We start from the raw sequence: 7,196 nt of genomic DNA on the forward strand, positions 1-7,196 counted from the left end.
TCGCAGCGGCAAAGTTCAGCGGCGTTCCAGGTAGGAAAGCAACATCTCGGTGTGCAGCTCGGCGAAACGCTCGTGCTCGTCCTGGGCCGCCACATCGCGCCCGATCACGGCGCTGATGGTGTAACGGTTGGAAAGCACGTAGTAACCCAGCGCCGAAATGGTCAGGTAGAGCTGCGAGACGTCGACATTGTCGCGGAACACGCCCTTCTTCTGTCCCCGCTTGACGATATCGGCAAGCACATTGACCACCGGGTTGATCAACTGGTGCAGCTGCGTGGACTTCTTCAGGTGGCGGGCCTCATGAAGATTCTCGCTGTTGACCAGGCGGATGAACTCCGGATTGCGGTAGTACCAGTCCCACACGAAGCGGGCCAGGGTACGTACGGCGGCCACCGGGTCTTCCTCGACGATATGCAGTTGCTCCTCCGCGGCACGAAACTCCGCATATTGTTTTTCCAGGACGGCCAGGAACAAGCCTTCCTTGCTGCCATAGTAGTAATACAGCATGCGCTCGTTGGTCTCGGCGCGGCGCGCGATCTGGTCGACGCGTGCGCCGGCCAGTCCACCCTTGGCAAATTCCTCGGTGGCCGCATCCAGGATGCGGCGGCGCGTTCCTTCGGGGTCCCGCTTGGTTCTGGTTTCGTTTCGCATGCGACGGCTGGTGAATCGTTGCGCGGATTATGGCACAGGGCAACTTGCGCGCAGCGGCCCCGACAAAGGGCGCATCATCTCGCGTTTCTGCACTGCGGCGAAATCGGGGATAATCCCTGCCGCGCACCCGTTCCAGCCGGCCTGCCCGCCGGGCAGGAAAAAGAGAGCAGCGCCTGGCTGCCCCCGCAAACCCCAGAATATTTGTGACTGCCAACCGCCCGACCCTCGCCGATCGCCTCGAAGCCCTGCTGCCGCAGACCCAGTGCACCAAGTGCGGCTTCGATGGTTGCCGCCCCTATGCCGAAGCCATGGCAGCGGGCGACGCGGCCTGCAACCGTTGCCCGCCGGGCGGGGCCGAGGGCATCCGCCGCTTGTCGGCTCTGCTGGGCACCCCGGTGCTGCCGCTGGACCCTGTGCGCGGCATGGAACAGGCCCGCGCGGTGGCGGTGATCGACGAAGCGCTGTGCATCGGCTGCACGCTGTGCATCCAGGCCTGCCCGGTCGATGCCATCGTCGGCGCGCCCAAGCAGATGCATACGGTGCTGGAAGACTGGTGCACCGGTTGCGATCTCTGCGTGGCACCTTGCCCCGTTGACTGCATCGCCATGGTTCCCGTCACCGCCGAACGCACCGGCTGGGCCGCGTGGTCGCAGGAACAAGCTGACGAAGCCCACGCGCGCTATTTGGGGCGCCGCTCTCGGCTGGTGCGCGAGCGTGAGGAGAATGATGCGCGCCTCGCGGCCAAGGCAGCCGCCAAGCTGGAAGCGCTGCAGGCCGAGACCGCGCAGAGCGAGGAGGAACGGGCGGCGCAGGCGCGCAAGCAGGCCATCATCCAGGCCGCCATCGAACGTGCGCGCCTGAAGCAGCAAGCCGTCAAGCCGCGCAATACTGAAAACGTCTCCCCTGCCGTGCAGGCGCAGATCGATGCAGCCGAAGCCCGCCGGGCCAAGGCGGGTCTGGGCGAGCCAGGCCCGGCCGATCCTGGCGCCACGACCGGCGCCAACCCAGCCACCAAGGACCAATGAACGCAGCCAAGTGCCGCGCCTTGTTCGAGACACTGCGCGAAGTCAACCCGACCCCCACCACCGAGCTGGAGTACAGCTCGCCGTTCGAGTTGCTGATCGCGGTGCTGCTGTCCGCGCAGGCCACCGACGTAGGCGTGAACAAGGCAACGCGCAAGCTGTACCCGGTGGCGCACAGCCCGCAGCAGATGCTGGACCTGGGCGAGGAAGGGCTGATCGAATACATCAAGACCATTGGCCTGTACAAGACCAAGGCCAAGCATGTCATCGCCCCCTGCCGCATCCTGGTGGAGCAGCACGGCGGCCAGGTGCCGCGCGACCGCGCCGCGCTCGAAGCCCTGCCGGGCGTGGGCCGCAAGACCGCCAACGTAGTGCTCAACACCGCCTTCGGCGAGGCCACCATCGCGGTCGACACGCATATTTTCCGCGTTGCCAACCGCACCGGGCTGGCGCCCGGCAAGAACGTGCAGGTGGTCGAGCAGAAGCTGCTCAAAATCGTCCCGCAAGAATTCCTGCACGATGCGCACCACTGGCTGATCCTGCATGGCCGCTATGTGTGCAAGGCACGCAAGCCCGAATGCTGGCACTGCGCGATCGAGCCGCTCTGCGAATACCGCGAGAAGACCGAGGCGCCGCGCATTTAAGTGCGAGCGCGCCGGGCAGGCAAGAAAAGACCCGCACGAAGCGGGTCTTTTCTTGCACCGTGGGCGCCGCGAAGGCGCGGCCGGTCAAACGATGCGGCAGGCTTCGTCGAAGGACAGGCGCGGGCTGCGCGGGAACAGCTTGTCGGCCTCGCCATAACCCAGGTTCACCAGGAAATTGACCGACCACTTGCCATCGGGGAAGAAGGCCGCATTGAGCTTCGCGGCATCGAAGCCGGCCATCGGACCGCAATCCAGGCCGAGGGCACGCGCGGCCAGGATGAAATAGCCGCCTTGCAGCGAGCTGTTCATCAGCGCATCACGGGCAATCTTCTCCGGCTGGCCGGCATACCACGAGCGGGCATCGGCGTGCGGGAACAGCTTGGGCAACTGGTCATGGAAGTCGTTATCGAAAGCAACGATCGCGGTAACCGGCGCCGAGCGCGTCTTCTCGACGTTGCCGGCGGAAACGCATTCGACCAGGCGCGCCTTCTCGGCGGCGCTCTTGACGAAGACGATGCGTGCCGGCGAACCGTTTGCCGCGGTCGGGCCAAACTTCATCGCGTCATAGATCTGATGGAGCGCGGCATCGTCCACCTTGCGGTCTTGCCACACATTGTGGGTGCGGGCTTCGGTGAACAGCTGGGCGATAGCGGCCTGATCGATCGATTTCATGCGTTCGGTTCCTGAACAAGAAGTGAGAGCCGGATTGTATCGAAATCGCCGCACTCCTCCCCCCAGACGATTTGAGCAAAGGGTTCAATTCTGTTGCACAACCTGGCCGCCGGCACCCTTGCGCGTCAGCCACAACACACCCGCCAGGATCAGCCCGCCGCCCAGCGCCTGCGTCAGCCCGACATGCTCCCCCAGCAAAAGTGCGGCCAGCACCACTGTCACCACGGGTTCCAGCGTGGACAGCATCGAAGCCCGTGCCGCGCCGAGCCGCTGCAGGCCAGCGAAAAAGGCCAGGATGGCCAGGACGGTCGACAACAATGCGATCGCCAGCAACGCCAGCCAGCCCGCGAAGCTCTGTGGGAACTGAGGCGGCACGCCCGCCCCGGTACGCACCAGGCCCACCACGACATAAACCACGGCCGCGGCGCTGCACACCACGGTAGTGGTCGCCAGCGGGTTGACGCCCGCCGTAATGCGCGCGCCCACGATGATGTAGACCGAGTAGATCGCGGCCGAGGCCAGGCCCAGCGCAATGCCGAGCGCCGAGCCCTGGCCGCCGCCCACGGTCAGCCCCGCCCCGACCGAGCACAACACAAGCGCGATCACGGACGCCGTGCTCAGGCGCTCCTTGAGGAAAACGGCGGCGAGGATGGTGACGAAGAGCGGATACAGGTAAAGCAGCAAGGCCACCAAGCTGGCCTGGGCATGGTTGAGCGCGGTAAAGAAGCAGAACGACTGCCCGACATAGCCAATGCCGCCCATGGCGGCCAGCGCGAGTACCTTGCGCCAGCCCGGCATGCCAACCCCGCGCAGGCGCATCGCCAGCGCCAGCGCGCCGGCCGCCAGCACGAAGCGCACCGCAAGCAAGCCGTAGACGTCAGTGCCGGCCTCGTAGGCGAAGCGCGCGAATATCGCCATGGCACCAAAGGCGCTGGCCGACAGGGCGATCAGCAGCACGCCGGCGAATTGCTCGCGGGCGTTGCGGACGGGCTGGTGGCCAGCGGTGGCGGAAGATCGGGAAGCAGACATGGTGGTGCGCGGTCGGGGACACGCCCGGCGACACCGGGCAACGCCGCATTCTAGTAGCTGGCGGTCCGATTCGGGCAGCCCTCTGGCGGCCGAACCGCGCTGCAGCGACGGGAGAGCTCGTTTACAATACCGGCATCATGTTCAATCCCTCCCGCGAAGAAGTCCGCCGTTTTTTCTGCGACGCATGGCAAAAGCAGCGCGCAGGCAATGTCCTGACGCCACTCGAAGTCATTGCAGTCGACTGGATCGGCGAGCACCCCGAGTATCACAGCCTGCTCACCGACACGGAAGGCGCGCTGACCCAGGATTACACGCCTGAAGGCGGCCAGACGAATCCCTTCCTGCACCTGGCCATGCACCTGTCCATCTCCGAGCAGGTTTCCATCGACCAGCCTCCTGGCATCCGCCGGGCCTACGAGTCCCTGACCCAGCGCCTGGATTCGCCCCACGAGGCGCAGCACCAGGTGATGGAGTGCCTGGGCGAAATGCTCTGGCAGGCGCAACGCACAGGCATGCCGCCCGACGGCGAGCAATACATCGCATCGATCCAGCGGCGCGCCAGCCGCTGAGGCGCATGGAGCAAACTCACCTGGGCTGCGTACAAATGATCACAAAGTCGTGATGCGGAGCATGATAGGCTTTACCGCGTCGCAATATCACGCAGCGCATGCATCACTTCTTCCGGTGAATGCGGCGCACAGATCTCAATGCCACCCAGTACGTCCAAGCCGGAGGCGGGTGCCGGCGCGCCCATCCGGCGCTTCCCCGGCGCGAGGCCCGCTCTCCTGCTGGCTATCTCCATCGCGGCCGGCTGGCCTTTGTCCAGCCAAGCCGCCATCGCCTTGCTGCAACCGCCAAAGGTGGTCGATGGCACCAAGCCACTGACCCTGACCCTGCTGCTGAGCGCCAATAGCGCCAACCGCAGTTTCCTCGTGCCCGAAACCCTTGAGGTCATGGCTTCGGCGGACCTGCAGGCACCTGTGCGGCTTGGCATGCGGCGCGTCACCGCCGGCCCGTCGACCATCAAACTGCGCAAGGGAGAGTACCGCACCATCGAATATGGCGCGGAACTGCCACCCAACTTGCGTGGCCTGGTGCGGCTGGATCCGGTTGACATCGATGCCGCCCCGGTTCTCGTCACGCTCAATCGCGCGCCGCGCGCGGATGATCCGCCCGTGGCCCAGGTCGCGAATACACCGCCAGCGGGAACCGCGCCGGAGGCAAGCGCCGGTGGCGCCAGCCCCGTGGTCCCGGTCGTTCCGGTGGCTTCTGCCAGCCAGGCAGCGCCGGTCCAACCGGACCTCCGCGACCAGGGACGGCTCACCTTCAATGACCCGATGTATTTCATCCTGGGTGCGCACGACGGCGCCAATGCGAAGTTCCAGTTCAGCTTCAAGTTCCGCATCTACCAGGGCGAGAACCCGGCTTCGCGCGGCCTGCTTGAAAACCTGTACTTCGGCTACACGCAGTTTTCGCTGTGGGATCTGTCGGGCGATTCGCGCCCCTTCCGCGACACCAACTATCGGCCGAGCCTGTTCTATTACCTCTCGGACACTGGCGTGCACAACCGCGCCATCAGCCGGCTCTCGCTGGCAACGGGCGTGGAGCACGAGTCGAATGGCCGTGATGGCGACCAGTCGCGCAGCATCAATACCGTGTTCGTCAAACCCACTTTCTACCTGGGCGACCTGACCAACTGGCACTGGAGCATCTCGCCCAAGCTGTATTACTACGTCGAGAAGAACGACAACCCCGACATCGCCAGCTACCGCGGCTACATGGATCTGAAGCTGGCCTACGGCAAGCCCGACTCATGGGAATTTGCCGCCACCCTGCGCAAGGGCACGCAGAAGTACTACGGCAGCGTCGACGCGGCGGTGACTTACCCGCTGGCACGCCTGATCCCGGGCACGGCGGGATATCTGATGGCCGGCTACTTTGTCGGCTATGGCGAGAGCTTGCTGGACTACAACCGCAAGCTGCCGTGGCAATTCCGGCTAGGGTACGCACTGTCGCGCTGAGCTGGCCGCCGTCCGCAACGGCCCGGGTCGCGTTCAGCCCGCCAGCGGCTTGCCGCTGGCCTTCAGGCGGGCGTTGGCTACGGCCGCTGCAAACTGGCCTTGCCCGTGCCATCCGGTGGCCCGGCCCAGCTTCTTGCCTTTGTGGAAGAACATGAACACGGGAATGCCATGCAGGCCGAAGCGCTTGCCCAACTCGGGATGCGCATAGACGTTGGCATGCAGCCAGTGCAGTTCGAGGGCACGCACCGGCTCGGGATTCGCCAGCATGGCTTTCTTCGCCATCTCGCAGTTAAAACAGTCCACGCCCCAGAAGAACACACAAACGAGCGCGTCGCCGGCAGCGGCAATGGCCGCATCAATGTCGTCACTCGCTACTTCGCGCATGCCAAATGCATCGAAGGCGCGGTGATCCAGGTGCGCCGCCGCGCCGGCAGCGGCGCCGGGTGCGGCGGTATTGCCTGGCTTGATGGACATAAGCTTCTCCCGCAATGAAAAACGCCCGGGCCAGCGGCACCGGGCGTTGCTTGTGCCGGCCAAATGGGCGGACAGCGGAGGCGTTGCGCTTACTTGGGCGCCGCCACCGTTACCAGTGCCGGACGCAGTACGCGGTCTGCGATCATGTAGCCACGCTGCAGTACCGTGACCACGGTGTTGGGTTCCTGCGGCGCGGGCACCATGGAAATGGCCTGGTGGCGGTGCGGGTCGAATTTCTCGCCGACCGGGTTCAGTTCGACGATCTTGCCCTTCTCGAAGGCGCTAAGGAGCTGGCGCGCTGTCAACTCGACCCCTTCGCGCAGCTTGGCGATATCGCCTGAGCCATCGGCCAGCGCGGCCTGCAGGCTGTCCATCACGGGCAGCAGGTAATCGGCGAAGCTTTCGATGGCGAATTTATGCGCCTTGGTGACATCATCCTGGGCGCGGCGGCGGATGTTCTCGCCCTCGGCAGTTGCCCGCAGGAACATGTCGTAGTGCTCCTTGGCCTTGGCTTCAAGCGCGGCCAACTGGGCCGCCACGTCGCCAGCGGCGTTCTCGGCCTGGCCGGCCGGGGCGGTGTTCAGCTCCTCGCTGGCGGGCGTGAGCGGCGGCGTGGTGGGTGGCGTCTGCTTCTGTTCTTCCATGTCGATCCGTATCAATACAAGGACGCGGCCTGCCTGGTC

Annotated in this window: 9 protein-coding genes; 4 read left to right on the forward strand and 5 right to left on the reverse strand. The window is 65.2% G+C overall.

The genetic code is table 11. The features are described from left to right. Nucleotides 1-15: 15 nt before the first annotated feature. Nucleotides 16-651 carry a TetR/AcrR family transcriptional regulator gene (locus tag CF70_RS20065; RefSeq protein ID WP_035868479.1) on the reverse strand — a complete coding sequence of 212 codons (636 nt, stop codon included), beginning with the start codon at nt 649-651 and terminating at the stop codon, nt 16-18. Nucleotides 652-854: 203 nt separating this feature from the next. On the opposite strand from CF70_RS20065, the gene rsxB reads away from it, so the two are divergent. Then, complete coding sequence (gene rsxB / locus CF70_RS20070) at nt 855-1,676, forward strand: electron transport complex subunit RsxB (RefSeq protein WP_035868482.1); 822 nt, start codon at nt 855-857, stop codon at nt 1,674-1,676. Beyond that, the gene (gene nth / locus CF70_RS20075; RefSeq protein ID WP_035868487.1) at nt 1,673-2,317 is read left to right on the forward strand and encodes an endonuclease III; all 645 of its coding nucleotides are present in this window, start codon (nt 1,673-1,675) and stop codon (nt 2,315-2,317) included. The genes rsxB and nth overlap by 4 nt, the downstream gene beginning before the upstream one ends. Before the next feature lie 84 nt (nt 2,318-2,401). Here the strand turns inward: nth and CF70_RS20080 are convergent, their stop codons facing one another. Beyond that, complete coding sequence (locus CF70_RS20080) at nt 2,402-2,989, reverse strand: malonic semialdehyde reductase (protein WP_035868490.1); 588 nt, start codon at nt 2,987-2,989, stop codon at nt 2,402-2,404. A gap of 84 nt (nt 2,990-3,073) precedes the next feature. After that, the gene (locus tag CF70_RS20085) at nt 3,074-4,018 is read right to left on the reverse strand and encodes a DMT family transporter (protein ID WP_035868493.1); all 945 of its coding nucleotides are present in this window, start codon (nt 4,016-4,018) and stop codon (nt 3,074-3,076) included. A gap of 137 nt (nt 4,019-4,155) precedes the next feature. Between CF70_RS20085 and CF70_RS20090 the strand changes: the two genes are divergently transcribed. Then, nucleotides 4,156-4,587, forward strand: coding sequence for a DUF1841 family protein (locus CF70_RS20090; RefSeq protein WP_035868496.1), 432 nt, complete (start codon nt 4,156-4,158; stop codon nt 4,585-4,587). Nucleotides 4,588-4,725: 138 nt separating this feature from the next. Next, nucleotides 4,726-6,039 carry a phospholipase A gene (locus CF70_RS20095; protein WP_035868499.1) on the forward strand — a complete coding sequence of 438 codons (1,314 nt, stop codon included), beginning with the start codon at nt 4,726-4,728 and terminating at the stop codon, nt 6,037-6,039. Between the two features lie 33 nt (nt 6,040-6,072). Here the strand turns inward: CF70_RS20095 and CF70_RS20100 are convergent, their stop codons facing one another. Continuing rightward, nucleotides 6,073-6,513, reverse strand: coding sequence for a thioredoxin family protein (locus CF70_RS20100; protein ID WP_035868502.1), 441 nt, complete (start codon nt 6,511-6,513; stop codon nt 6,073-6,075). Nucleotides 6,514-6,602: 89 nt separating this feature from the next. Beyond that, entirely contained in the window at nt 6,603-7,157 is a 555-nt protein-coding gene (gene grpE, locus CF70_RS20105) for a nucleotide exchange factor GrpE (protein WP_035868503.1), read from the reverse strand. Between the last annotated feature and the right edge of the window lie 39 nt (nt 7,158-7,196).

This window comes from Cupriavidus sp. SK-3 (assembly GCF_000611145.1).
GTDB lineage: Bacteria > Pseudomonadota > Gammaproteobacteria > Burkholderiales > Burkholderiaceae > Cupriavidus.

Coding starts and splice junctions, on each gene's coding strand:
- CF70_RS20065 (WP_035868479.1), bottom strand. CDS start 651: ATGCGAAACGAAACCAGAACCAAGCGGGACCCCGAAGGAACGCGCCGC.
- nth (WP_035868487.1), top strand. CDS start 1,673: ATGAACGCAGCCAAGTGCCGCGCCTTGTTCGAGACACTGCGCGAAGTC.
- grpE (WP_035868503.1), bottom strand. CDS start 7,157: ATGGAAGAACAGAAGCAGACGCCACCCACCACGCCGCCGCTCACGCCC.
- CF70_RS20080 (WP_035868490.1), bottom strand. CDS start 2,989: ATGAAATCGATCGATCAGGCCGCTATCGCCCAGCTGTTCACCGAAGCC.
- CF70_RS20100 (WP_035868502.1), bottom strand. CDS start 6,513: ATGTCCATCAAGCCAGGCAATACCGCCGCACCCGGCGCCGCTGCCGGC.
- CF70_RS20090 (WP_035868496.1), top strand. CDS start 4,156: ATGTTCAATCCCTCCCGCGAAGAAGTCCGCCGTTTTTTCTGCGACGCA.
- CF70_RS20085 (WP_035868493.1), bottom strand. CDS start 4,018: ATGTCTGCTTCCCGATCTTCCGCCACCGCTGGCCACCAGCCCGTCCGC.
- CF70_RS20095 (WP_035868499.1), top strand. CDS start 4,726: ATGCCACCCAGTACGTCCAAGCCGGAGGCGGGTGCCGGCGCGCCCATC.